Origin of the sequence: Sphaerisporangium siamense (assembly GCF_014205275.1) — a bacterium.
Classification (GTDB): Bacteria; Actinomycetota; Actinomycetes; order Streptosporangiales; family Streptosporangiaceae; genus Sphaerisporangium; species Sphaerisporangium siamense.
Window position 1 is genome coordinate 5,650,792 of record NZ_JACHND010000001.1, and the last position, 23,236, is coordinate 5,674,027.

General features: G+C 73.6%; 21 protein-coding genes. 9 read left to right on the forward strand and 12 right to left on the reverse strand.

Annotation, left to right across the window (positions count from 1 at the left end; genetic code table 11):
• Window positions 1-65 precede the first annotated feature (65 nt).
• A complete protein-coding gene (locus BJ982_RS25990; RefSeq protein WP_184884249.1) occupies window positions 66-848 on the reverse strand; it encodes an SDR family oxidoreductase in 783 nt (260 codons plus the stop codon).
• Between the two features lie 161 nt (window positions 849-1,009).
• Here BJ982_RS25990 and BJ982_RS25995 point away from each other — a divergent pair, with 161 nt between their 5' ends.
• Window positions 1,010-1,384, forward strand: coding sequence for a winged helix-turn-helix transcriptional regulator (locus tag BJ982_RS25995; RefSeq protein ID WP_184884251.1), 375 nt, complete (start codon window positions 1,010-1,012; stop codon window positions 1,382-1,384).
• Between the two features lie 6 nt (window positions 1,385-1,390).
• Here BJ982_RS25995 and BJ982_RS26000 read toward each other — a convergent pair whose 3' ends face one another.
• From BJ982_RS26000 to BJ982_RS26015, 4 genes are all read right to left on the reverse strand, one after another.
• Entirely contained in the window at window positions 1,391-2,554 is a 1,164-nt protein-coding gene (locus BJ982_RS26000; protein WP_311772285.1) for an MFS transporter, read from the reverse strand.
• 112 nt (window positions 2,555-2,666) lie between these two features.
• Window positions 2,667-4,835: an MMPL family transporter gene (locus BJ982_RS26005; RefSeq protein WP_184884253.1), complete on the reverse strand. Its 2,169-nt coding sequence runs from the start codon at window positions 4,833-4,835 to the stop codon at window positions 2,667-2,669.
• A 121-nt stretch (window positions 4,836-4,956) separates the two neighbouring features.
• Entirely contained in the window at window positions 4,957-5,511 is a 555-nt protein-coding gene (locus BJ982_RS26010) for a TetR/AcrR family transcriptional regulator (RefSeq protein ID WP_184884255.1), read from the reverse strand.
• A gap of 155 nt (window positions 5,512-5,666) precedes the next feature.
• The gene (locus BJ982_RS26015; protein ID WP_184884257.1) at window positions 5,667-7,220 is read right to left on the reverse strand and encodes a LamG domain-containing protein; all 1,554 of its coding nucleotides are present in this window, start codon (window positions 7,218-7,220) and stop codon (window positions 5,667-5,669) included.
• A gap of 226 nt (window positions 7,221-7,446) precedes the next feature.
• Here BJ982_RS26015 and BJ982_RS26020 point away from each other — a divergent pair, with 226 nt between their 5' ends.
• The 3 genes from BJ982_RS26020 (at window position 7,447) to BJ982_RS26030 (ending at window position 9,267) form a co-directional block, all read left to right on the forward strand.
• Window positions 7,447-8,067, forward strand: coding sequence for an ArsR/SmtB family transcription factor (locus tag BJ982_RS26020; protein ID WP_184884259.1), 621 nt, complete (start codon window positions 7,447-7,449; stop codon window positions 8,065-8,067).
• Window positions 8,068-8,069: 2 nt separating this feature from the next.
• On the forward strand, window positions 8,070-8,816 hold the full coding sequence (locus tag BJ982_RS26025; RefSeq protein WP_184884261.1) for an SRPBCC family protein: 747 nt from the start codon (window positions 8,070-8,072) through the stop codon (window positions 8,814-8,816).
• 91 nt (window positions 8,817-8,907) lie between these two features.
• Complete coding sequence (locus tag BJ982_RS26030) at window positions 8,908-9,267, forward strand: YciI family protein (protein WP_184884263.1); 360 nt, start codon at window positions 8,908-8,910, stop codon at window positions 9,265-9,267.
• A 52-nt stretch (window positions 9,268-9,319) separates the two neighbouring features.
• On the opposite strand, the gene BJ982_RS26035 is transcribed toward BJ982_RS26030, so the two are convergent.
• A complete protein-coding gene (locus BJ982_RS26035) occupies window positions 9,320-10,498 on the reverse strand; it encodes a carotenoid oxygenase family protein (RefSeq protein ID WP_184884265.1) in 1,179 nt (392 codons plus the stop codon).
• Window positions 10,499-10,591: 93 nt separating this feature from the next.
• Here BJ982_RS26035 and BJ982_RS26040 point away from each other — a divergent pair, with 93 nt between their 5' ends.
• Complete coding sequence (locus BJ982_RS26040) at window positions 10,592-11,299, forward strand: TetR/AcrR family transcriptional regulator (protein WP_184884267.1); 708 nt, start codon at window positions 10,592-10,594, stop codon at window positions 11,297-11,299.
• 25 nt (window positions 11,300-11,324) lie between these two features.
• Here the strand turns inward: BJ982_RS26040 and BJ982_RS26045 are convergent, their stop codons facing one another.
• On the reverse strand, window positions 11,325-12,206 hold the full coding sequence (locus BJ982_RS26045; protein ID WP_184884269.1) for a GNAT family N-acetyltransferase: 882 nt from the start codon (window positions 12,204-12,206) through the stop codon (window positions 11,325-11,327).
• A 122-nt stretch (window positions 12,207-12,328) separates the two neighbouring features.
• Between BJ982_RS26045 and BJ982_RS26050 the strand changes: the two genes are divergently transcribed.
• Window positions 12,329-13,414, forward strand: coding sequence for a hypothetical protein (locus tag BJ982_RS26050; RefSeq protein ID WP_184884271.1), 1,086 nt, complete (start codon window positions 12,329-12,331; stop codon window positions 13,412-13,414).
• Window positions 13,415-13,506: 92 nt separating this feature from the next.
• The gene (locus tag BJ982_RS26055; protein ID WP_184884273.1) at window positions 13,507-14,283 is read left to right on the forward strand and encodes a DUF11 domain-containing protein; all 777 of its coding nucleotides are present in this window, start codon (window positions 13,507-13,509) and stop codon (window positions 14,281-14,283) included.
• Between the two features lie 118 nt (window positions 14,284-14,401).
• Here BJ982_RS26055 and BJ982_RS26060 read toward each other — a convergent pair whose 3' ends face one another.
• Together BJ982_RS26060 and BJ982_RS26065 are read right to left on the reverse strand one after the other, a co-directional pair.
• On the reverse strand, window positions 14,402-15,223 hold the full coding sequence (locus tag BJ982_RS26060) for a DUF11 domain-containing protein (protein WP_184884275.1): 822 nt from the start codon (window positions 15,221-15,223) through the stop codon (window positions 14,402-14,404).
• A gap of 393 nt (window positions 15,224-15,616) precedes the next feature.
• Window positions 15,617-18,337, reverse strand: coding sequence for an ATP-binding protein (locus tag BJ982_RS26065; RefSeq protein ID WP_184884277.1), 2,721 nt, complete (start codon window positions 18,335-18,337; stop codon window positions 15,617-15,619).
• 383 nt (window positions 18,338-18,720) lie between these two features.
• Between BJ982_RS26065 and BJ982_RS26070 the strand changes: the two genes are divergently transcribed.
• Entirely contained in the window at window positions 18,721-19,146 is a 426-nt protein-coding gene (locus tag BJ982_RS26070; protein ID WP_184884279.1) for a helix-turn-helix domain-containing protein, read from the forward strand.
• A gap of 146 nt (window positions 19,147-19,292) precedes the next feature.
• On the opposite strand, the gene BJ982_RS26075 is transcribed toward BJ982_RS26070, so the two are convergent.
• Together BJ982_RS26075 and BJ982_RS40580 are read right to left on the reverse strand one after the other, a co-directional pair.
• Window positions 19,293-19,937, reverse strand: coding sequence for a response regulator (locus BJ982_RS26075; protein ID WP_184884280.1), 645 nt, complete (start codon window positions 19,935-19,937; stop codon window positions 19,293-19,295).
• Window positions 19,928-21,073 carry a sensor histidine kinase gene (locus tag BJ982_RS40580; RefSeq protein ID WP_184884282.1) on the reverse strand — a complete coding sequence of 382 codons (1,146 nt, stop codon included), beginning with the start codon at window positions 21,071-21,073 and terminating at the stop codon, window positions 19,928-19,930. Before BJ982_RS40580 ends, BJ982_RS26075 begins: the two co-directional genes overlap by 10 nt.
• Window positions 21,074-21,184: 111 nt before the next feature.
• Between BJ982_RS40580 and BJ982_RS26085 the strand changes: the two genes are divergently transcribed.
• Window positions 21,185-22,591 (forward strand): serine hydrolase domain-containing protein, encoded by a 1,407-nt coding sequence (locus tag BJ982_RS26085; RefSeq protein WP_184884284.1) that lies wholly within the window; start codon window positions 21,185-21,187, stop codon window positions 22,589-22,591.
• Between the two features lie 45 nt (window positions 22,592-22,636).
• On the opposite strand, the gene BJ982_RS26090 is transcribed toward BJ982_RS26085, so the two are convergent.
• Window positions 22,637-23,221, reverse strand: coding sequence for a TetR/AcrR family transcriptional regulator (locus BJ982_RS26090; RefSeq protein ID WP_184884287.1), 585 nt, complete (start codon window positions 23,219-23,221; stop codon window positions 22,637-22,639).
• Window positions 23,222-23,236 lie beyond the last annotated feature (15 nt).

The following is a 23,236-nucleotide window of genomic DNA, read 5'->3' on the forward strand; positions in this document are numbered from 1 at the left end:
GACCCCCGTGCGGCCCGCCGGATGACAAGCGCCTGGACGCCCGGGACCGCGGCGCCCCGCCTCCGCTAGGCGGGGCGGGACAGGCCCTGGCCGAGGCCGCCGTCCACCGCGAGTTCCGTGCCGGTGGTGAAGGTGGCGTCGAAGGCCAGGAACAGGACGGCGGCGGCGACCTCCTCGGAGGTGCCGTGCCGGCGCATCGGGGTGACGGCGTCGCCGAGCCGTTCGAACGCGGCGCGCTCCTCCTCGGTGGCGTCCACGGCGCCGAGCGTGGGCGTCCTGATGAAGCCCGGGCTCACGGTGTTCACCCGGATGCCCCGCGGCAGCAGCTCGGCGGCGAACACCTTGGCGAACGACCGCAGCGCGCCCTTGGTGCCGGAGTAGACGCTCATGCCGGGGCTGCCGGAGTCCACCACGACCGAGGTGGTCAGCACGAACGACCCGCCTTCTCTGACCAGCGGGGCGAGGCGGCGCATGGTGAAGTACGCGCCCTTGGTGTTGACGTCGAACTGCCGGTCGTAGTCGTCCTCGGTGACGTCCGGGAAGGGGTGCAGGGTGGCGACCCCGGCGTTGACGAACACCAGGTCCACCTGACCGAGCCGCTCCCCGGCGAGCGCGGCCAGGGCGTCGATGTCGCCGAGGTCGGCGGTGTCGGAGCGGAAGACGTGCGCGCCGGGCCCGAGCTCCTCCCGCGCCGCCCGCAGGTTGTCCTCGTTGCGGCCGGTCACCACGACCCGCGCGCCGCCCTCCACCAGCGCCTTGGCCGTGGCGAGGCCGATGCCGATCGTGCCGCCGGTGATGACGGCCGTCCTGCCGATGTACGGGGTGGGGGTATGTGCGTTCGCGGGCATGCGGGCTCCGGTTCTCGTCGGGGGATCGGGCGACCCGGTGCGGCGGCGGTCCGCCGCCCGCCTCCGGTCGTACGGGCAAGCCTCGTGGCCGCCGCCGGAAGCGGCAAGTACCTACTATTTTGTGCGGTACTCACCTACGGGTCAGTGAGGACGGTCAGCGCATGTCGAGACAGCCCTACGCGTGCGGCCTGGACGCCGCCGTCGACGTCATGGGCGGCAAGTGGAAGGCGCGCATCCTGTGGCGGCTCAGCGAGGGCACGCGGCGCTTCGAGGAGCTCAGGCGCGAGATCCCCGGCATCAGCGAGAAGATGCTGATCCAGCAGCTTCGCGAGATGGAGGCGCACGGGCTGGTCCACCGCGAGATCCACCGGCAGGTCCCGCCGAAGGTGGAGTACTCCCTCACCGAGTTCGGCGTGTCGCTGAACGCCGCGCTGGAGCCGCTCGGCGACTGGGGGCACGTCCACATGGAGCGCATCGTCGCCGCCCAGGAGGCCCTGGAACAGGAGCGGGCGAGGCCGCGCGGCGCGCGGCCGTAGCCGGGGTCAGGGCGTGGGCGTGGCGGCGGGCTCGGCCGGTGCGCGGCGGCGGGCGAGCGTGCCGGCGAGGAGTGTCACCGCGACCATGAGCGCGGTGACCACGCCGAAGGACACCGGCAGGCTGGTCTGGGCGGCGATGCCGCCGATGGCGCTCGGCGCGATGAACCCGGAGGTGTAGCTGATCGTGGCCACCCCGGCGACCCCCTCGCTGGGCGTCCGCGCGGCGTTGCCCGCCGCCGCGAAGGCCAGCGGCACGACCACCGCCACGCCGATCCCGATCAGCATGAACCCGGTGACGGCCGGGACCGGGGTGCGGGCGACGACGACCAGCGCCCCGCCGAGCGTCGCGAGCAGCCCGCTGATCCGCACGGTCACCACCGGGCCGAGCCGCCGGACGACCATGTCCCCGCACAGCCGTCCCACGGCCATGGTCAGCGCGAAGGCCGTGTAGCTCATCGCCGCCACGCCCGGGGACGCCCCGGTCACGTCCCTCAGGTAGACGGCGCTCCAGTCCGCGCCCGCGCCCTCGCCGAACACCGCGCAGAAGCCGATCAGCCCGAGCAGCAGCACCGAGCGGGACGGCAGCACGAAGTGCGCGGGGGCCTCCTCGCCCTCGCGCGGGCGCACGTCCAGCAGGTGGCGGCCGATGACCAGGCCGACGGCGAGGAGCACCGCGGCCGTGACGCCGAGGTGGACGCGGGCGTCGACCCCGAAATGGGCGGCCAGCGTGCCCGCCGCGCCGCCCGCCAGGCCGCCGACGCTCCACATGCCGTGCAACCCCGACATGATCGAGCGGCCCATGCGCTGCTCGACGACGACGCCCTGCTCGTTCATGCCGACGTCGCACATGCCCGCCGACGCGCCGAACACCAGCAGCGTCACCCACAGCACGCCCAGGTTGGGCGCCACCGCGGGGAGCGCGAGCATCACCGACCACAGGGCGAGCAGCACGCGGGTGGCAGGGCGGTTGCCGAAGCGGTGGATGACCCGGCCGGCCATCGGCATCGCGATCAGCGTTCCGACGGCCGGGGCGAGCAGCGCCAGACCCAGCTCGCCGGGACCGGCCTGCACGTGGTCCTGGATCCAGGGGATGCGGGTGGCGAAGGAGCCGCTGACGGCGCCATGGACGGCGAAGGTCATCGCGACGGCCACGCGGGCTCGCCTCAGCACGCGTGAGTCCACGGCACCGAACCTAACAGAAAAGGCGTTTCCGATCACTTGCTCGCGAATGGGAAACCCGGCGCCGGGGCCGCGTCCGTGAGCGCGGCCCCGGCGCCCGGCGCTAGCGGCCCACGCCCGCGCGGCTGTCCTCGCCGGACGGAGAGGCCTCCAGGTGGTGGCGCAGCCGCTCGCCCTCGATGTCGAGGTCGGGCAGGGCCCGGTCCAGGGGACGGGGCAGCCACCACGCGGCGCGGCCGAGCAGCGACATCACCGCGGGCACCAGCGTCATGCGGACCACGAACGCGTCGATGAACACGCCGACGGCCAGCGCGAACCCGATCGACTTGATGATCGGGTCGGAGGTGAACACGAACCCGGCGAACACCGAGATCATGATCAGCGCGGCGGCCGTCACCACGCGGGCGTTCTCGCCGAGGCCGTTGATCGTGGCCTGCCGCGCGGTGTCGCCGTGCACGTAGTCCTCGCGCATCTTGGACACCAGGAACACCTCGTAGTCCATGGCCAGGCCGAACAGGATGCCGATCAGGATGATGGGCAGGAAGCTGACCAGCGGTCCGGGGGTGTCCACGCCGACCAGGTTCGCCAGCCGTCCGTCCTGGAACACCGCCACGGTGATGCCGAAGGTGGATCCGACGGTCAACAGGAACCCGGCCGCCGCCTTGAGCGGTACCAGCAGCGAGCGGAACACCAGCATCAGCAGCAGGACCGACAGGCCCACCACGATGATCAGATAAACGGGCAGGGCGTCGGCGAGCTTGGCGGAGATGTCGATGCCGACCGCCGTGGTGCCGGTCAGCGAGACCTCGGCCCCCTGGACGCCGGTCAGCTTCGCCCGGATGGCGTGGACGGTGTCCTCGGTCGCGGCGTCGGTCGGGCCGGTCGTGGGGATCACCGCCACCAGCGCGGTGGTGCCGGACTGGTTGAACTGCGGCGGCGCCACCGCCGCCACGCCCCGCACGCCGCCGATGAGCGCGGTGGCCTGCTGGGCGGCGGCGCGGGTGGCCCCGGCGTCACCGGCGGACACCACCGTGACGAGGCGGCCGTTGAACCCCGGGCCGAACCCTTCGCTGATCATGTCGTACGCCTTGCGCTCCGAGGAGTCCTCGGCCGCGGTGCCGGCGTCGGGCAGCGCCAGGTGCATGCCGGTGACGGGCAGGGCCAGCGCGCCGAGCGCCAGCACCCCGGCCAGCAGCACCGGCACGCGCAGCCGCGTGATCAGGCGGCCCCAGCGGTAGCCGAACCCCTCCTTGACGGGGGCGGCGGTGCCGGCGGCGCGGTGCCGGCGGGGCAGGATCTTGGTGCCGGTCCAGGCCAGCACGGCAGGCAGCAGGGTGAGCGCGACCAGCACGGCGACGGCCACGGTGGCCGCGGCGGCCAGGCCCATGGCGGTCAGGAACGGGACCCCGACCACCGACAGCCCGGCCAGGGCGATGACCACGGTCGCGCCCGCGAACACCACCGCGGAGCCCGCGGTGCCGATCGCGCGCCCGGCGGCCTCCCGCGCCGGGACGCCCTCCAGCAGGTACTGGCGGTAGCGGGAGGTGATGAACAGCGAGTAGTCGATGCCGACGGCCAGGCCCAGCATCAGCGCCAGCACGGGGGTGGCGTCGTTGAGCTCGACCACGCCGGTCAGCGCGTACAGCCCGGCCATGCCGACGCCGACGCCGACCAGGGCGTTGACCAGGGTCATCCCGGCGGCCACCAGGGAGCCGAACGTGATGATCAGCACGAGTGCCGCGACGACGACGCCGATCGACTCGGTGGCACCGTCGAAGTGGAACTCCCTGACGACCTCGCCGCCGACCTCCACCCGCGTGCCGCCCTGCGCGTCGCGGGCGATGTCCCGGTACGCGGCGCGCTGCGCGTCGGTGATGTCGGGGAGCTCGTCCACGAACTGGACGGTGACCAGCGCGTAGCGGCCGTCCTGCGACAGCGCCCGGACCTGGAAGGGGTCGAGCGCCGCGGCGACGCCGGGGATCGCGGCGGCCTTCTTGACGACCGGGGCCACGTCGGCCGGGGAGAGTTTCGCGCCCTGCGGGGCGGCGATCACGATCGTGCCGGTCGCGCCGCCGCTCTGCGGGAAGCGGTCGCGCAGCGCGTCCATCGCGCGCTGGGACTCGGTGCCGGGCATGCGGAACTCGCCGGTGGTCGCGCCGCTGAACGCGGCCGCGGCGCCGCCCAGCAGCCCCAGCACCAGCAGCCAGATCGCCACGACCAGGCCGCGGCGCCCGAAGCACCATCGGCCCAGCCGGTACAGCAAGCTCGCCATGAGCAGACAGCCTTTCCTTGGGGGATCTCGGGGGAAGGGCGGCGCGAATCGGCCGCGGTCGCCGGGCATCGGCGAAGATCAGGGGGAGCGCCGGGAGCGCCGGGAGCGCCGGGAGCACTGTTCAGCCGCGGTCGCGGCCCAGGGCGCGCAGGGCGGCGGCGGCCATCGCCTCGCGCAGGGTGTCGTCGTCGTACGGCAGGTCGGCGGCCGCGGTGACGAACATGCCGGTCAGGGCCATGAAGGCGGCCACCTGGTCGTGAGGGTCGGGGGAGTGGCCCGCCAGCGCGGCGGTCAGGCGGTGTTCGATGCCGTCGATGCCTCCGACGTCGAGGGCGGCCAGTGAGGTGACGTCGGCCACGTTGTCGAACAGCAGCTTCATCTCGCGGCGGTAGCGCAGGATGAGGTCGACGAAGGCCCGGACCGTGGTCTCGGCGTCCGCGCGCGCGCCGAGGGCGTCCAGGCGGACGAGCAGTGCCGCCGCCTCGTTGCCGACCGGCAGCAGCAGCTCGGCGAGGATCGCCTCCTTGTTGGCGAAGTGGTACAGCAGCGACGCCTTGGAGCAGCCGACGTCGGAGGCGATGTCGGCCAGCGACGTGCCGCGGAAGCCGTGCTGGACGAACAACCGCAGCGCCGCGGCGAGGAGCTGGTCGCGCAGACCGGTGGAAGAGCGGGCCACGCGACCACCATACTGTCCGATCGGTCAGATCTGTCCGAACGGTCAGGAAAGAGGGTGTGAACTTGGTCACGGGACGCGGCCGACGCCGGCGTCCCGGGCGGGGAGACCCCGGCCCGGGACGCGATCGGGCGGGTGCGCCGCCCGGGAGTTCTCTTCTAGGCCAGCGGGATGGTCATGTCGCTCTGGACGCGCGCCGGGGTGAGGGCGATGTTGTAGACGCGGACCTCGTCGATGAGACCGGCGAAGTGCTCGTTCCGGACCGGGTCGCCGCCGACCCTGAAGAGGCCGCTGTCGAAGATCGGTTTCCCGGAGGCCGGCGCCGAGGCGACCTCCTCGCCGTTGACGTAGAAGCGGAGCGTCGCGCCGTCATAGGTGGCGGCGACGTGCGACCAGGTGTCGAGCGGCAGCGTGACCGGGCTGGCGACGCTCTTCTCGGTGTCGCTCGTGAACCGCGCGCCGTCGGTGTAGAGCGCGTAGGACTGCCCGTTCGCGCGTGCCTTCGTAATGATCGGGCGCGACCCCGACAGCTCGGACGGCCGCACCCACGCTTCGAGCGTGAACGCGTCGGTGGTCCTGACGAAGGGGTTGTCCCAGGTCGAGAAGAGGGAGTTCGTCCCGTCGAACGCTATGGACTGCCCGAACCGGCCCGTGTCCGTGAAGTCGCAGTAGTACAGCTGCCCGGAGTTGTCGTGCCCCGACGCGTCGAACATGTGGTCGTTGAGCCCGTAGGCCGCGGCCAGGCCCTGCTGGGACCGGGTGAAGATGGCCTGGTTGGAGGGCGGGCCCGCCTTCCCGGTGGTGTCCCTGGGCACGACCCGGTAGTAGTGGGTGCCCACCGCCAGGAGTTCGGTGTAGGTGGTGCCGGTGACCAGGGCGACACGGGTGTTCGCGCGCGGAACGAAGTCCCGCCAGACGGAGCGGTGCACCTCGTAGGACGCCACGCCGTGGTCGTCGCTCGCCGCGCCCCACTGGAGCGTCGCCGAGTCCGCTCCCGTCACGGTGAGCGTGCCGGGCGCGGAGGGCGGGTCGTCCGGGCCGGTCTCCTCGTTGATCGGAGTCGTCATGTCGCTCTGGATCTGTGCCGCCGTCAGGGCCACGTCGTAGATCCGCAGTTCGTCGAGGAGGCCGGTGAAGTACTCACCCCAGACCCAGTTGCCGCCGATGCTGAGCTCGCCGTTGCCGTAGGTCACCGAGCCCGCGGCGGGCGAGGAGGCGATCAGCGTGCCGTTCACGTAGAACCGCAGGTCCTCGCCGTCGTAGGTCGAGGCGACGTGCGACCAGGTGTCCACCGGCAGCCGGTCCTCGTCGGTGACGCTGTTCTCCCCGTCGCTCACGAACCATGAGCTGTGGGCGTAGAGCGCGTAGGACAGGCCGCCCGATCGTTGCTTGAGCAGGATCGTCCGCCATCCCTCGACGTCGTCCGGCCGCACCCATGCTTCGAGCGTGAACGCGCCGGAGACCCTGAGAGAGGGGCTGTCCGGGACCGAGACGACGGTGGAGTGGGACCCGTTGAGCGACAGCGCCTGGCCGAACTTGCCGGCCTGCTCCCAAGTGGGACTGAGCGTTATTCCGTGGTTGCCGTTCCCCGACGAGTCACCCGGCGAGCCGTCGAACCCGTACGCCGCGACCAGGCCGTCCGCGGAGGCGGCGGCGGGGGGCGCGGTCGTCACGATGGCGCTCAGCAGGGCCGTGCATAAGCCGACGAGCATGACAAAAAGCCGTTTTAGCTGCATGTTTATCCCCACAGAGTAAGGAGAGATCCCTCGGCCCCTGATCTGTATCACTGATTTGTCGGGAAACAGGGGGGTGTGGCCGATATTGGACGCCGAGTGCCGCCGTCCCTGAGGATGGCCTCGCCGTCACCTCACCCCCGCCCACGCTCCGACGATTCCAGTCGCCTTGACAAGGAAGATTGTCGGATGGCAGGGTTGGCCCATGCTGGATGTGGCGGTGATCGAGGACCCGGCCGCGGCCGAGGTGTCCCTGGACCCTGTGCGGGCGCGCCTGCTGTCCGAGCTCTCGGAACCGGCCTCGGCCACCATGCTGGCGGCCAAGGTGGGTCTCCCGCGGCAGAAGGTGAACTACCACCTCAAGGCCCTGGAGCGGCACGGCCTGGTCGAGCTGGTCGAGGAGCGCCGCAAGGGCAACGTCACCGAGCGCGTGATGCGCGCCACCGCGGCCTCGTACGTGATCTCGCCCGTCGCGCTGGACGCGGTCGCCCCCGACCCGTCCCGCTCGCCCGACCAGCTCTCCGCGCGGTGGCTGCTGGCCCTCGCCGCCAAGCTGGTGCGCGATGTGGGCACGCTCATCACCGGCGCCGCCCGGGCGCGCAAGCCGCTCGCGACGTTCGCCATCGACGGCGAGATCCGCTTCGCCTCGGCCGCCGACCGCGCCGCCTTCGCCCAGGAGCTCGCCGCGGCGGTGACGGCCCTGGTCGGCAAGTACCACCACGAGGGCGCGGAGGGCGGGCGCGACCACCGGGTCGTCGTCGCCGTCCATCCCGCCGTGCCCTCCGCCGCCGCGGAGGCGGACCGACCCACGACGCAGGAGACGTGACGATGCACGAGTTCGAGGTGCGCGAAGAGATCGCGCTCGACGCGACACCCGAGGAAGTCTGGGAGGCGATCGCCACCGGCCCCGGCGTCGACTCCTGGTTCATGGGCCGCAACCGGATCGAGCAGGCCGAGGGCGGCACGCTGACCCACGAGGTGATGGGACAGACCTCCACGGCCACCGTCACCGGCTGGGAGCCGGGCCGCCGCTTCGCCTACGAGAGCGACAAGAACCCCGATGGCACCTTCATGGCCTTCGAGTACCTCATCGAGGGACGCGAGGGCGGCAGCACCGTGCTGCGCATGGTGCACAACGGCTTCCTCGGCGACGACTGGGAGGCCCAGTACGAGGCGCTGAAGAAGGGCGACGGCCACTACCTCAAGAAGCTCGCCGCCTACCTCCGCCACTTCCCGGGGCGGACGTCGCGGTTCAGCTTCCTGGTGCCGGGCCCGCGGGTTCCCGACCACGCCCGCCTGTGGGACGGCTTCAGGAGCGCGCTCGGCGTCACCGGCGAGCTCACGCCCGGCACCCGCGTGCGCATCGCGGTCGACGGGGTGGCCCCGGCCGACGGCGTCATCGTCAGCACCGACTACCCGACCATCCCGAGCGTGTGCACCGGCGATTCGCTGTACACGTTCATGTGCGGCTACCGCGACACGGTCGTCGTCGAGCAGCACTGCTTCGCCGACGGCGTCGACGGCGACGCGGCCCGCGACGCGTGGGCGGCCTGGGCGGCCCGCGCCTACGCCTGACCCGCGTCACCCGCCCGGCCCGCCTGACCGGCCCGGCGCGCTGGTCCGCGTGCCCGCCACGGCGCGCACGCGGACCAGGCAGGATGCACCCATGAAATACATCCTGATGATCTACAACAACCCCGCCACCCTGGCGGCCATGTCCGACGCCGAGCGCGACGGCGTCATGGGAAGGGTGGACGCCATCATCCAGGAGCTGCGGGGGACGGGCGAGTGGGTCGGCGGGGCCGCCCTCGCCGCGGCCGGCGAGGCCAGGACGGTGCGGGTGCGCGGTGGCGTGCCCGCGACGACCGACGGGCCGTACGCCGAGGCCAAGGAGCAGCTCGCCGGCTACCTGGTGGTCGACTGCGCCACGCCCGAGCGCGCCGCGGAGATCGCGCTGCGCTGGCCGGACGCCGAGTTCGGCGCGATGGAGGTGCGGCCGGTCATCGGCGTGGTCGACGCCGTCTGACGGGACCGCCGCCCCCTCCGGCATGACCGCCGGGCCTTTTCTGGTCGCGGGTTCAGGCGGCCGGAGTGCTCATGTTCCGGGAGACCAGCCCGCGGGCGGACGGCGGGGCGGTGACCCAGGCGGCCTGGTCGGCCGGCGGCGGCGCCACCGGCAGGTGGACCACGGCCTGCGGCCGTCCGCCCAGGTTCAGCGCGTCCAGGATCAGCAGCGCGGCGCGCCCGTGCGCGGCGTCGGTGGCGAGCACGAGGAGCCAGCCGTTGCCCTCGCCGGCGCCGCGCGGCGCGAACACCGGACGGTCCGCCGTCCAGCCCGGCGCCAGCTCCCGCGCCCGCCCGCCGCCCGCCGCCAGGTCGTGCCCGGCGAGCGCCCGCCCGCCGGCGGTCACGCCGAACACCATCTGGTGCCGGCGGCCGTCCAGGCGGCCGTCCACCGCGCCGTGGACGAGCCCCTCGGCGAGCGTGCGCTCGGTGACGTCGCCGGTCACGGCGTCGAGCGTCCACCGGCGCACCGCGGACCCGGTGGGGGAGCCGGCGGGAGCGGTCTCGGAGAGGTCGTGGCGCACGGCGTCCACGACGACGCGGGGGCCGTCGTCGTAGGCGTTCACCACCTGCGTCACCCGGCACGCCTCGATCGTGAACCAGCGCGCCTCCCCGCCCGTCCGGGGCAGCAGGCCGAGGCGGGCGGGCCGCTCCGGCCGGGCACGGTAGGGGGAGCGGGCGCCCACCAGGGCCGCCGCGTGATCGTAGACGACGGGGAGGTCGAACACGACGACGTACCGGTCGGTCAGCGCCACCGCGGTCATCAGGGGAGCGCCGGCGAGCGGGAAGGACCGCGCGGCGCGGACGCGGCCGTCGGCGCCGATGACCACGTGCTCGGCGTGGTCGCGGCCCGGGCGGGTGGCCACCGTGTGCCACTCGCCGGTGATGCGGTCGCGGACCGCCGGGGCGGCGCTCACCGTGCCGTCCCGCCCGTCCGTGCCGCGCCACGCGGCGGGCGGACGGGACGGCACGCCCTCGCCGGAGACCCTGAGCCACTGGGCGGCGCCGCCGGAGAGGCGCACGCCCGACACCAGGGCGCTCCCGCCGTCCCCGCCGGGATGCGGACCGGACCGCACGAACGCGCCGTCCAGTTCGGCGGGGATGACGCCGTCGACGCGCAGCGGCTCGTCGCGGCCCGGGAAAGCGGGGGCCGTGACAGGGGTGATCGCCATGGAGCGCTCGGTCACTGTCATGATCGGGCACCTCTCTTCTCGGACCGGTGGGCCGGACGCGTTGGCATAACGCTGTTATGGAAAAAAATAACGCCGTTATGCCATACTGTCAAGGTGAGCCCACGACGATCGAAAGAGCAGAACCGGTCGGCCCTGGTCGACATCGCCGCCCGGCTGCTGGCCGGCGAGGGCCCCGAGGCCCTGTCCGCGCGCCGCATCGCCGCCGAGGCCGGAAGCTCGACCATGGCGGTGTACACCCACTTCGGCGGCATGAGCGGCCTCGTGCGCGAGATGGTGTACGAAGGCTTCGCCCGGCTCGAGACCTACTTCGCCCACGTCGGCCGCACGGACGACCCCGTCGCCGACATGACGCTGTTCGGCCGCGCCTACCGGCACAACGCGGTCGCCAACCCGCACCTGTACGCGGTCATGTTCGGCGGCGCGTCCCTCGGCGGCTTCTCCCTGTCCGCGGAGGACCGTCAGTACGGCCGCTACACGCTCAGCACCGTCGTCGAGTGCGCGATGCGCTGCATCGAGGCCGGCCGCTTCCGCACCGGGGACGCCGAGCTGGTCGCCAACCAGCTCTGGACCGCCATCCACGGCCTGGTCACCCTGGAGCTCGGCGACTACCTCATCGCGCCCTGCGACGCCGACCGCGTCTTCGAGGCCCAGCTCGTCACGCTGATGGTCGGCGTCGGCGACACCGTCGAGGCCGCCACCCGCTCGGTGGCCTCGTCCGCCCCCCGCCTCGCCGCCGAGGTCCACGCCGCCCGCCCCCCGGTCTCCGCCGGCCCGTCTCCGGCGACCGGCCGTCCGGCCTGACCTGCGACCGCGCTCCCGCCGCCTCCTATGGGGAGCCTGTCCTGACGTAGGTGAGGGTTCGCGCGTAGGGGCGGAAGCCGAGGGACCGGTAGAGCATCTGGGGCACCGGGTACGCCTCGTCCCCGCGGGGCGAGACGACGGCCATGCCGCCGCCCGCGTCCCGCAGCGCGCGCAGCGCGGCCAGGCACACCGCGCGGGACAGGCCGCGACGGCGGTGCGACGGCACCGTGCCCACGGGCTCGATGAGGCCCACCCGCGTGCCGTCGTCGTACCAGACATGACAGTTCGCCACGAACTCCCCGTCCGGCGCCTCCACCACCCAGTCCAGGCCGGGCCGGTACGGCCAGGCGGCCATGACCGCGCGATAGGACTCCGTCGTCACGCGGCTGGAGTTCCACGCGTTCCGGTGCGCCGCGACGCGCCTCTCCAGGTCCTCCGCGCCGCGCACCGGCCGCGCGGTGTACCCCTCCGGCAGCACGGGCTCGGGCAGGCCGCGCAGCGAACGGGCGTGCGGGGCGAAACAGGGCCCGCCCTCCTGGAGCTCGTACCCGTGCCGCGTCAGAGCGGCGCGGACGTCCGCCTGGTTGTCCAGCGGGGTCACCGTCCGGACGCCGCCGCCGGCCTGCTCGTCGAACCAGGCGAGCACCTCGCCGAGCAGCTCCGGCCGCGCCGGGTCCACCTCCAACCGAAGGTCGCCGGGCAGGTTCGCCCACGCCCACCCCACCACGCGCCCGCCGTCCTCCCACAGCGCGATCGGCCAGTCGGCGACCTCGGGGGTGTACATGAACCGTCCCCAGGCCAGGTCGCCGACGTGCTGCGGGCTCGCCGGCGACCACACCCGCCCGGTCAGCTCCTGCATCGCCCGCAGGTCCGCGGGCCCGGCGTAACGCCGCATGATCGCCGTCATGGGGATCTATCCTCCACGCTCCGGCCCCTCGCCGCGACACCGGGCCGCGAAGTCCTGGCCGTGGCCGTTGAACTGGGGAGACGTGGTGATTACCACGGGACCGCCGTGACGATAAAGCAGTCATGGTGAAGGGTGTGCGCGACGTGGTCACCGGGGCATGTGTGCTGTTCGTGACGCTGGGCGGCGTACCAGGGCCCGTGGCGCGAGCCGCCGCCGACGGCTACGACACGGCGTGCGCCGCCCCCACCAGGACGCTCACCGGCGGCGGCACCGCCCCGCCGATCCGGGCCGGAGAGGTCGTGCTCTTCGCGTCGGGCGCCTACACCAGCGCGGCGGCGGTGCTGACCGGCGGCGGCGTCGCCTGTCTCGCGCCGGGGGCGACGTGGACGGTGAGCACCTTCGACAACCCGGTCGGCTCGATCTACGTGCGCGGCAGGCTCGCCGTGGACACGTTCCTGGCCCTCATTCCCGGATTCCTGCTGGACAACGAGGGCGCCGTGTCGTTCGGCGCCGTCCTGCAGACCTCCTCGGACGCCATGCTGATCAACCACAAGGGGGCCACGTGGGAGGGCATCGGCTCCCAGTCGCTGCTCGGCACGTCGAGCCTGACCAACGACGGGACGATGAACCTGACCGGTTCGCTCACCCTGGCCGAGCAGAGCACGTTCACCAACACCGGCGAGGCGACCCTCGGCGCGTTCCAGAACGGGGCCACCACCACGAACACCGGCCACGTCACGGTGGAGGGGGGCGCCACGACGTCGGGCACCTTCGTCAACCGGTGCTGGGCCGACTTCCTGTTCGGCTACTCCTCCGAGGGCTCGACGGACAACGAAGGGGTGATCGTGGCCACCGGCGGCACCGTGAGCAGGATGGGCCTGTACATCTCCGGGCGGTACGCCGGTACCGCGACGTCGGTGACCAGCGGCAGCGACTTCCTCGTCACCTCCGCCGGCCTGACGACCGGCGCGGGCGGCTACCGCTTCACCGGCACGACGACGGTGCGGGGCAGTGTGATCGGAAATCCGCTCATCACCTTCTACGACACCACGCGGACCGGGAACCAGATCTTCGACGTGGTGACCGGCACGGTGACCAACGTGGTGCGGGCGGTGGTGCCCGCCCCCGACCCGGCCGTGCCGCCCGCCGGATGCGCCGCGGCCACGGCCGAGCTGTCGATCACCAAGGGGATCACGCCCGGGGGCTGACCGGCCGTGCCCGCGGGCGGGGAACGGTGCGCCACCGGGCGTGGCGTGGGGCCATGGCGGGGGGTGCCGGTGTATAAATTCTGAGGCCCTCCGTGTTCTCGCTGGTCAACGACCTGAACGGCTGCTACGTGAAGAGATCGGACACCGGGTGGGCGATGGTCGCGGCATCGCTGGCGTGCCTCCCGGACCCCGCCGGAGCCGCCACCCCGCCGGGCGACACCGTGCGGGCCGGGCATGAGGTGGTGTACACCCTGACCGTCCGCAACGACGGGCCCGCGCCGGCGCGCGAGGTCGTCGTGCGCGATCCGATCGACGAGCGGCTGGAGTTCCGCTCGGCCACGCCGTCCTCCTGCGGCTACCGGGCGGGGACGCTGACGTGCGGTCTCGGACGGCTGGACGTCGGCGAGTCGGTCACCTTCGAATGGAGAGGGCGGGTCGCGCCCGACACCCCTGACGGCTACGTGCTGCACAACGTGGCGAAGGTCTCCACTCCGACCCCGGAGGCCCGCCTCTCGAACAACACCGCGCACGCCCGGATCACCGTGGTCAACCGTCCCGCCACCGCACGGTCCACGGCGGAGGCGGCCTCCTCCGGAGCCACCGTGGAGACGAGCGCCAAGACGATCACGGTGGCCGAGCCCGGCACGGCGGGCGGCACCGCCGGCCCCGGCTCGGAGCCGTCCCCGAAGTCGCCCGCGAAGCCGTCCCCGCGGACGCGGGCGACGCCGGCCGGCGGCCCGGACGCCTCCGGGGGCCTGCCGTTCACCGGAGCGCTCGTCTGGCCGCCGGCGCTGGCGTCACTGCTGCTCGTCGCGGGGCTGGCCGTGCTGTGGGCCGTCCGCCGCAGGCGCGAGCCCCGAGGCGGATGACACGCGCGGACGTCCCGGGCGGCGTCCTCGTGGCCGGTGCCCGCCTCCGGCCGTCCGGGGGCCGGTGCCCGCCGCCCCGCCCTGGCGGGACGGCGAGCGCCTCACCGGCAGCAGGAGATCACGCCGCGCGCACCGACTTGGTGATCGTCAGGTCCGAGACCCTGGTGATGGGCGTCTCGATCGTGACGCTGTCGTTGTCCGGGACCGGATCGGGGTTGTCGCCCGTGACGTTCGCGGTGTTGGTCACCGGCCCGGTCACGTCCGTGTCGACGGCCACGGTGAGCGTGACGCTCGTGGTGGCGTTCGCGGCGAGGTCGCCGACCTGGCAGGTCACCACGTTGCCTGTGGCGGCGCAGATCGACGGCGTGCTGGAGACGAACGCCACGCCGGCGGGCAGGGTGTCGGTGATGGTGACCCCCGTGTCGTCGGACGGCCCGTTGTTGGTGACGGTGAGGGTGTAGGTTCCCCCGGCGCCCGCGTTGAGCGTGCCGGCCGTCTTGCCGATCGCCAGGTCGGACCGGCGGGCGACGACGATGTTGGCGTTGTTGCTCTCCTTGGGGGTCGAGGTGTCGGACGTGACGCCGGACACGTTCGGGATGACGGTGCCCGCCGGGGTGTCCGGCCGCACCCTCACCGTGATGTCCCAGTTCCGCGTGGCGCCCGCGGCGAGGGAGGCCAGGGTGCACGTGACCACCTGGCCAGCGGCCGAGCATCCGGCGGGCAGCGGTTGGACGATCTCCAGGCGGGGGTCCAGGGTGTCGGTCACGACCACGTTCGTGGCGTCGGCGGGTCCGGCGTTGGAGACGCTCAGCGTGTAGATGCCCTGGTTGCCGGCGATCACCGTGGCTTCGGGGTCCTCGCGCCTGAGCCGGAACGCCCGCGGCGGCCTGATCGCCAGCCTGCGGTGGGCGCGCAGGTGCGCGTCTCCCCGTGCGCTCACCCGCGGGCCGTCATGCCCGTTCCGCGCGGCCGGGCCGCCGGCGGCAGCGACGGCCGCGGCGGGGAGGAGCAGGAGCAAGGCGCAGGCCACCGCGCTCGCCATTCGTATCGGGCGGTCCGGAAGCAAGAGGGCTCTGACGAACAATGTCCTTTTTGCCACGATTATCCTCTCGATCTTCAAAGTGCTTAAGCGATATGCCCTCCCCGCACGATCAGGCCGCCGGACCGATACGGCATTTTGTCAATAGTTTGAGTTTCGCACTTTTGTGACAGCCGAACGCCATGAACGCGGGCCGCGGCCGGTTCGGGCGCGCGGCGGGGCCGGCCGCCGTCCCGGTCTCACCGGAGGCGCGAGCCCCGCCGCCACATCCCGCCGGAACCTTTCCCGGCGCGCTCAGTCGGTGATCGCCTTGTCGAGCGCGTCGCGTAACTGGCCGCGGGTGGTCACGCCGAGCTTCGGGAAGACCTTGTAGAGGTGGGAGGCCACCGTGCGGTGGGACAGGAACATCTGGTCGGCGATGTCCCGGTTGGACAGCCCCGCCGCGGCGAGCTGCGCGATCTGGTACTCCTGCGGGGTCAGCCGCACCAGGCCCTCGTCCGCCCTGCGCCGCGCTCCCACTCCCGCGCCCCGCAGCTCCGCACGCGCCTGCTGCGCCCACGGCCCGGCGCACTGGCCCTCGAACAGATCCAGAGCGCGCTGCAGCTCGGCGCGCCCCGCGCTGACGCGGCGGTGCCGGCGCAGCCACTCCCCGTAGACCAGCCGGGTTCTGGCCTCCTCCAGCGGCCACTCGGCCAGGCCCGGCTCGGCCAGGGCCCGCTCGAAGGACGCGGTCGCCGCGTCGCCGTCCACGGCCAGCAGGGCGTCGGCCCGGTGGAACCTGATGCGGAGGTAAGAGGAGTCGTACACGCCGGGGTCGGGGGAGACGGCGGCGATCAGCTCCCGGGCCGCGTCGGCCATGTTCGCGCGCACCGCGGCCTCGGCCAGGTCGGCGACCGCCCACATCTCGGTGATCCCGTCCGCGGACGGCGACCCGGGCGTGGCGAGCTCGGCGAAGGCGTCGAACGCCTCCCGGTGGCGTCCGCCGGCGAGCGCGGCGAAGCCTTCGGCGCGGCGGATCTCGGCGCGGATGAAGGCGGGCACGGTGATGCCGAGCAGCTGCTTCGCGCGGTCGAGCGAGGCGGCGGCGCGCTCCACATCGCCGCGCATCGCCCAGACCTCCGCATGAAGCACGGCGCTGATGCCGCCCTGGAACGCCACGTCCGACTCCAGGGCCAGCCGCGACGCCTCCTCCAGGACGACCTTCGCCGCCCGGAGCCGCCCGGCGACGACGTGCCCCCGCGCCACGCGGTTCAGTGCGATCGTGAGCTGGCCGGTCGCTCCGGCGCGCCGGGACACCGCGACGACCTCGCGCCACGCGGCCTCCGCCGTCGGGAGCATCTGCAGGGCCTCGGCGGCGTTGGCCAGCCCCATCAGCAGCAGCACGTCCGGCGGGGCCTGCTCGACCAAGGCGGCGATGGCCGGCGCCATGTGCAGGTGTTCCCGGGGCATGAGCATGCTCAGGTTGACCACCCGCACCGGATGGTCGGGCGGGTGGCCGAGCGCGTCGATGGCGGCGGCGACCTCACGCCGTGCCGCCGGAGGGCTCGCGCTCTGGTAGCACTCGGCGACCGCGCACCCCACCAGGTAGGCGGCCAGGGTGGGATCGCTCGCGGCGACCCGGCGCGCCACGGTCACCAGTTCCGACAGGTCGACGGTGGACGTCCCGCGGATCATCGCCTCGATCGCCTCGGCGAACAGCAGCCGGGCGGTGAGCACGGGCTCGTCGGTGAGCGCGCGCGCCTCGTCGATGAAGCCGTGCATCGCCGAGGTCAGCCCCGCCTGCTGCGCCGCCTCGACGGCCAGGGTGAGCCGCCGCGCCCGGCGCTCCGACGACGGCGACAGCCGGGCGGCCCGCTCGAAGGCGTGGACGGCCGTGCGGGTGCCGCCCCGCGCGCTCGCGCTCTCGGCGACCGCCTGCAGGGCCGCGGCCACCTGCTCGTCGCGGCCCGCCGTGGCGGCGGCGCGGTGCCAGACCGACCGGGTCACGTCGTCGGCGAGGACGTCGGCGAGCGTGCGATGCGCGCCCATCCGCTCCGCGAGCGTGGCGGTGGTGTAGACGGCGGACTGCACCAGCGGATGCCGGAACGCGATGGTGTCGTCGGCGCAGAGCACGAGCCCCTCCTGCTCCGCCGGGGCCAGGTCCTCCACGCCGAGCCCGCGGATGGCCGCGGCCGTGAGCAGCTCGGTGAGCGACGAACCGTCGTTCGCGGCGGCGAGCAGGAGCATCTGGCGGGTGCGCGGCGGTGTGGCGGACACGCGGGTGGCGAAGACCTCCTGGAGTCGTTCGGTCAGGGGCAGCCGGGGCCGCAGGCTGCTCATGTCGAGCAACCCCTGGTCGTGCAGCGCCTTCGGCAGCTCGACCAGGGCGAGCGGATTGCCCTGGGCCTCCGCGAGGATGTGCCCGCGCAGCGGCCCGGTGGGCGGCAGCCCGAGCCGGTCGAGCAGCCGGCCGGCGTCGTCGGTCGCGAGGCCCGTCAGGTGCAGGCGCGGGACGGCGAGCTCAGGGATCGGCTCGGCGCCGCCGGACCGGCAGGCGGCCAGCAGCACGATCGGGCTGAGGGCGAGGCGGCGCGCGACGAAGCGCAGCACCTCGACGCTGGAGTGGTCGAGCCACTGCAGGTCCTCCACGACCAGCAGGAGGGGGCGCTCGTGCGCCACCTCCTCCAGCAGGCCCAGTGCGCCGAGCCCGACGAGGAACGGGTCATGGGAGAAGTGGTCGTCGAGGCCGAGCGCGGCGCGCAACGCCGACGCCTGAAGGGGCGGCAGGCCGTCGATGCGGTCCCGGACCGGGTGGAGGAGCTCGTGGAGGCCCGCGAAGGCCAACTGCGACTCCGTCCTGGTGCCGGTGCAGCGCAGGACGCGCAGGTCCCTGGTCGCGGCGGCCGCGGCGGCGGCGCTCAGGAGCGTGCTCTTGCCGATCCCGGCGTCGCCGTGGACGAGCAGAGCCGACCCGCTGGTGCGGACGCTGTCCAGCATGTCCCGTATCTGGCATAGCTCGGCCTCTCGGCCGATCATGTGCCCTTTGTCTGTTAATTCGGTTGTCATGGCCCCCTAATTCCACCATCAAGCAGACGGATCCGCAGGGCACGATTCAGTAATTTGACGGAGGAAACCGACCCGGCGACATTCGTACAGTTTTCAACTGGTGGACCGTTCGGTCGCAGAGATCATGATCGAGTTCGCCGGCACAGGGGGCGTCACCGCGGCCCGGGTTCGACCCGGCCGGTGTTCATGCCGCTCACGGCCGATGTCGCGCCGGTGCCGGTGACGGGGGCGGGAAGAGCGCGTGCCACCGGCCGTCGGGGGGCGGCCGGGCGGCGTCGTTCCGCCGAGCGGGTCCGCGGACGGCACGGCGTGCCGGCCTCCCGATGGACACAAAGACGTGAGGAGCAGTTGACATGATCGATCCCAGCCGCGTCCGGACCCCGGAGGAGCTGTCCCAGCAGTTGCGCGCGTTGTTCCGGCGGGGGAAGTGGAGTCACCAGCGCCTGGCCGAGGCCGCCGGCCTCAGCCCCGCCACCGTGCACGGCATCGTCAGCGGCGCCACCACGATGCCCCGCACCGGCACGCTGGTCGCGTTCGTGACCGCGTGCGGCGAGGACAAGGAGCAGTGGCTGATGGCGCGCCGCCGCGTGGCCGCCGGCGCGTCGGCGGCGTACTCGACCAGGGAGGAGCTCAAGAGCGAGGTGGAGCGGTTGCGGGCCCGGGCGGAGCGCGCCGAGGCCGCGCTGGAGGTCCTGCGGAGGAACGACCGGAGGCCGATCCGCCACATGCTCACCGGCCTCCGCGCCTCGCCCGCGCCGTCCGAGTGCTCGCACGCCTGAGCCCTGCCACACAGCCCCGTCCTGAGCCTGGTCACTGAGCCTGGTCACTGAGCCTGGTCACTGAGACGCGCCACGTCCGGCGGCGGCCGGCGCACTTCCGCCGGCCGCCGCGCCCGGGAACCCCGTACGGGACGCCCGGGCGGCCGTCAGTCGCCGAGGTAGCGCAGGACGGCCAGCACCCTGCGGCTGTAGACGGGGTCGCGCGGCAGCTCCAGCTTGTCCAGCAGCGAGGCGACGTGCTTCTCGACGGTGCTCAGCGACACGTGCAGGCGCTCGGCGATCGCCGTGTTGACGTAGCCCTGGGCGAGGTGGCGCAGCACCTCCGTCTCGCGCGGGCTCAGCCTGCCCAGCGGGTCGGTGCGGGTGGTGTGGGCGAGAAGCCGGCGCACCACCTCCGGATCGACGGCGGTGCCGCCCGCGCGGATGCGCTCCAGTGCCTCCAGGAAGCCGGCGACCTCTGAGACGCGGTCCTTGAGCAGGTACCCCACGCCCCCGGCGTCGTCCGCGAGCAGCCTGGCCGCGTACGTCTTCTCCACGTACTGCGACAGCACGAGCACCCCGACGCCGGGGTGGCGCCCGCGGATCTCCAGCGCCGCGCGCAGCCCCTCGTCTGTGTAGGCCGGCGGCATGCGCACGTCGATCACCGCCACGTCGGGCGGCTGCGCGCCGACCGCGTCCAGCAGCGCCCGCCCGTCGCCGACGGCGGCCACGACCTCGTGCCCGGCGTCGGCCAGCAGCCGCGTCATCCCCTCGCGCAGCAGCACCGAGTCGTCGGCCAGCGTCACCCGCACGGGGCCTCCTTGGGCAGCGTGGCCGCGATCCTGGTGGGCCCGCCCGGCGGGCTGTCCACGGTGAACACACCGTCCAGCGCCCGCACGCGCCTGGCGAGCCCGGACAGCCCTCCCCCCGCGGGGTCGGCGCCGCCCGCGCCGTCGTCGGTGACGGCCACGCGCACCGTCCGCTCGTCCTCCCGCACCACGACCAGGATGTCACGCGCGCCCGCGTGCTTGATCGCGTTGGTGATCGCCTCGCGCGCGACGAAGTACAGGGCGGTCTCGATCTCCGAGACGGGCCGCCCGGCGATCTCGTAGCGCACGGTCACCGGTACGCCGGCCCGCTCGGCGACGCCCGCGAGCGCGTCGCGCAGCCCCAGCTCGTCCAGCGCCGTCGGGTAGACGCGCCAGGCCACGCTGCGCAGCTCGTCCAGGAGCCGGCGCGACTCGTCGTACGCCTGGGCGACCAGCCCGGCGGACCTGGCCGGGTCGGCGTCGTGCCGGGCCCGGCCGAGCAGCATGGCCAGCGCCAGCCCGCGCTGCTGGACGCCGTCGTGCAGGTCGCGCTCGATCCTCCGCCGCTCGTCGTCCACGGCGCGGACGATGTCCGAGCGGGTCGCGGTCAGCTCGGCGATGCGCCGGCGCATCCGCTCCCTGCCGTCCGGCCCGAGGAACCGGCCGGCGAGCAGGCGGTCGGCGGCGCCCGCGGCGAACACCCCGGCCGCGGTGAGCGCGAGCACGAACGTCCCGGTCACCAGCCCCACGACGCCGACGTTGCTGACCAGCTTCACGCCGGGGAAGTCGACCGGCACGGGTTCGCTTCCGCCGGTGAGCAGGTCGCGCACCCCGCCGGACAGGAGCAGCACGCCCAGGATCACCCCGGCGATCACGCCGTAGCCCGCCACGGGTCCCACGATCGCGCGCACGGCCAGGAAGCCGTACCCGCCGCCCGCGTCCGTCCGATACCCCAGCCAGGTGGCGAGCCGGGCGCGTTCCCACGCCAGCAGCCGCTCCCCGCCGTGGTCGAGGGCGGCCCGCGCCACCGGGATCAGGCGCGCGGGCCAGGCCACGCAGAGGAACAGCAGCTCGGCGACGCCCAGAACCGCGCCCGCCAGCACTCCCACCAGGATGCGCGCACCACGCCGACCGGACACGGCCGCAGTCTAGGCACCCCACCGCACCCCTGGACATGGCGGTTTCCCGTAACGAAGACGGAGGGCCGCCGCGATGCCGCCGGGCGAGGGGCGGTCACTAGCGTCGGGCGGGTGCTCAGAACCGTTGTCACCGCGATCTGCCTGGCCCTCCTCCCGCCCGCCCCCGCGCCGCCGGCCGCCGCGCCGCTGCCCGCGTCGGTCGACGCCTACGTCGAGCGGTACCGGGCGGCCACCGGGCTGCCGGGTGTCGCGGTGGCGATCACGAAGGGGACCACGGTGGTCCACGCCGCCGGGTACGGCCGCACCGCCGCCGGCGAGCCGGTCACCCCCGACACCCCTATGGCGATGGCCTCGGTCAGCAAGTCGTTCACCGCGCTGGCCGTCATGCGACTGGCCGAGCGGGGCCGTGTCGCTCTCGACCAGCCGGTGCGCCGCTACCTGCCCGAGTTCACGATGGCCGACCCGCGGGCCGCGAGGATCACCGTACGGCAGCTCCTCGACCAGACCTCCGGCATGGCCGACTCGGCCTTCCGCGAGAAGAGCCTGCCGCAGCCGCGAACCCTCCAGGGCGCGGTGGCACGGCTCAGGACGGCGCGGCTCGCCACCGATCCCGGGACGGCGTTCAGCTACCACAACACCAACTACCAGGTCGCCGCGCGGCTCGTCGAAGTGGTAGGCGGCCGGCCGTTCGCCGACCACCTCCGGGAGAACGTGTTCCTGCCGCTCGGCATGCGCCACAGCAGGACGATCGACACCGACCGCGACCTGCCGCCGAGCGCGCGCGGCCACCTGTACGTCCTCGGCCGGGCCGTCGCGCTGCCGGAGCCCGCCGGGTTCGGCAACGGCTCCGGAGGGGTGCTCAGCACCGCGGCGGACATGGCCAGGTGGCTGATCGCGCAGCAGGCGGGCCCGCTGTCCCCGCGAGGCGTCGAAGAGATGCGCACTCCGTCCCGGAGCAACCCGGAGTACGCCCTCGGCTGGATGATCGGCCGGACCCCGCGCGGCGCCCGCGTGCTGGAGCACGGCGGTGACCTGTTCACCTCCACCGCGCACCAGCTTGTGATGCCCGACTCGGGGTACGGCGTCGCCGTCATGGCCAACACCGGTATGGCCTACGCCGACGCGCACACCCTCATGGACGGCCTGGTCGCCCTGATCGAGGGCGACGCCCCGCCGGTCCCCACGACGCTGCCGTCCCTGCTCACTGACGTCTTCTTCGTCCTGCTGACCCTGGTGACGGTCGTGCTCGCGGCGCGGGGCGCGGCGCGCGCCCGGCGGTGGGCCACGCGCCGCACCGGATGGCGACGCTGGTGTCTGCTGCCGTACCTGGCGCCGCTCGTGGTGTGCGCCACGGTCGTCCCGGTGCACCGCGTGCTCGCCCGGGGGCGCGACGCCGCGTGGCTCCAGCTCGCCTACCTCTACCCGACGTTCATGGTGTGGCTGGTGACGGCGGCGGCCGCGTGCCTGGTCCTGGTGCTCGCCCGCCTCTGGTGCGCGGCCCGGCCACGACGCGGCTGAGGGGCCCGGCGCCCGGTCGCGGCAGCCCGTGCCGCGCCGGTCGGGTCAGGTGAACGGCAGGGCCATCTGGTCGAGGGACCTGTCGGTGAGCTCGCGCAGGGTCCGGGTCTCGTCCTCGGCGCACCACCACTGCACGGCGATGCGCAGCGCGGCGAGGAACGCGGCGGTGACCAGCTCGGGGGCGGCGTCGCCTGGCTGCTCGCGTTCGGCCACGGCCCGGCTCAGGTCCTGTTCCAGCCGCACCCTGCTCGCGAGCTGGCGGGCCAGCAGCGACGGGTGGCGCATCGCGAGCCGGGCGCGCAGGTGCAGCTCGCGGTCGGAGGTCTCGAACTCGTCGTAGAGGCCGGCCAGCGCCTCGCGCAGCGCCCGCCAGGCGGTCCGGCCGGCGGGCTGCTCGCGGACGCGCCGCACCAGGGTGCCGAGGCGCTGCTCGTCGCCGTACAGGAGGGCGTCCTCCTTGCCGTCGAAGTAGTTGGAGAAGGTGCGCCGGGAGATGTTGGCGGCGTCGGCGATGGCCTCGACGGTGACGTTGTCCAGGCCGTGCTCGATGGCGAGCCGCAGCGCGGCCTGGTGGACCGCCTGGCGGGTCTCTTCCTTCTTGCGCTCGCGCAACCCTGGTGTGCTGCTCATGGTGCGAACAATATT

Coding starts and splice junctions, on each gene's coding strand:
- BJ982_RS25990 (WP_184884249.1), bottom strand. CDS start 848: ATGCCCGCGAACGCACATACCCCCACCCCGTACATCGGCAGGACGGCC.
- BJ982_RS25995 (WP_184884251.1), top strand. CDS start 1,010: ATGTCGAGACAGCCCTACGCGTGCGGCCTGGACGCCGCCGTCGACGTC.
- BJ982_RS26005 (WP_184884253.1), bottom strand. CDS start 4,835: ATGGCGAGCTTGCTGTACCGGCTGGGCCGATGGTGCTTCGGGCGCCGC.
- BJ982_RS26015 (WP_184884257.1), bottom strand. CDS start 7,220: ATGCTCGTCGGCTTATGCACGGCCCTGCTGAGCGCCATCGTGACGACC.
- BJ982_RS26020 (WP_184884259.1), top strand. CDS start 7,447: ATGCTGGATGTGGCGGTGATCGAGGACCCGGCCGCGGCCGAGGTGTCC.
- BJ982_RS26025 (WP_184884261.1), top strand. CDS start 8,070: ATGCACGAGTTCGAGGTGCGCGAAGAGATCGCGCTCGACGCGACACCC.
- BJ982_RS26030 (WP_184884263.1), top strand. CDS start 8,908: ATGAAATACATCCTGATGATCTACAACAACCCCGCCACCCTGGCGGCC.
- BJ982_RS26035 (WP_184884265.1), bottom strand. CDS start 10,498: ATGACAGTGACCGAGCGCTCCATGGCGATCACCCCTGTCACGGCCCCC.
- BJ982_RS26045 (WP_184884269.1), bottom strand. CDS start 12,206: ATGACGGCGATCATGCGGCGTTACGCCGGGCCCGCGGACCTGCGGGCG.
- BJ982_RS26050 (WP_184884271.1), top strand. CDS start 12,329: ATGGTGAAGGGTGTGCGCGACGTGGTCACCGGGGCATGTGTGCTGTTC.
- BJ982_RS26065 (WP_184884277.1), bottom strand. CDS start 18,337: ATGATCGGCCGAGAGGCCGAGCTATGCCAGATACGGGACATGCTGGAC.
- BJ982_RS26070 (WP_184884279.1), top strand. CDS start 18,721: ATGATCGATCCCAGCCGCGTCCGGACCCCGGAGGAGCTGTCCCAGCAG.
- BJ982_RS26090 (WP_184884287.1), bottom strand. CDS start 23,221: ATGAGCAGCACACCAGGGTTGCGCGAGCGCAAGAAGGAAGAGACCCGC.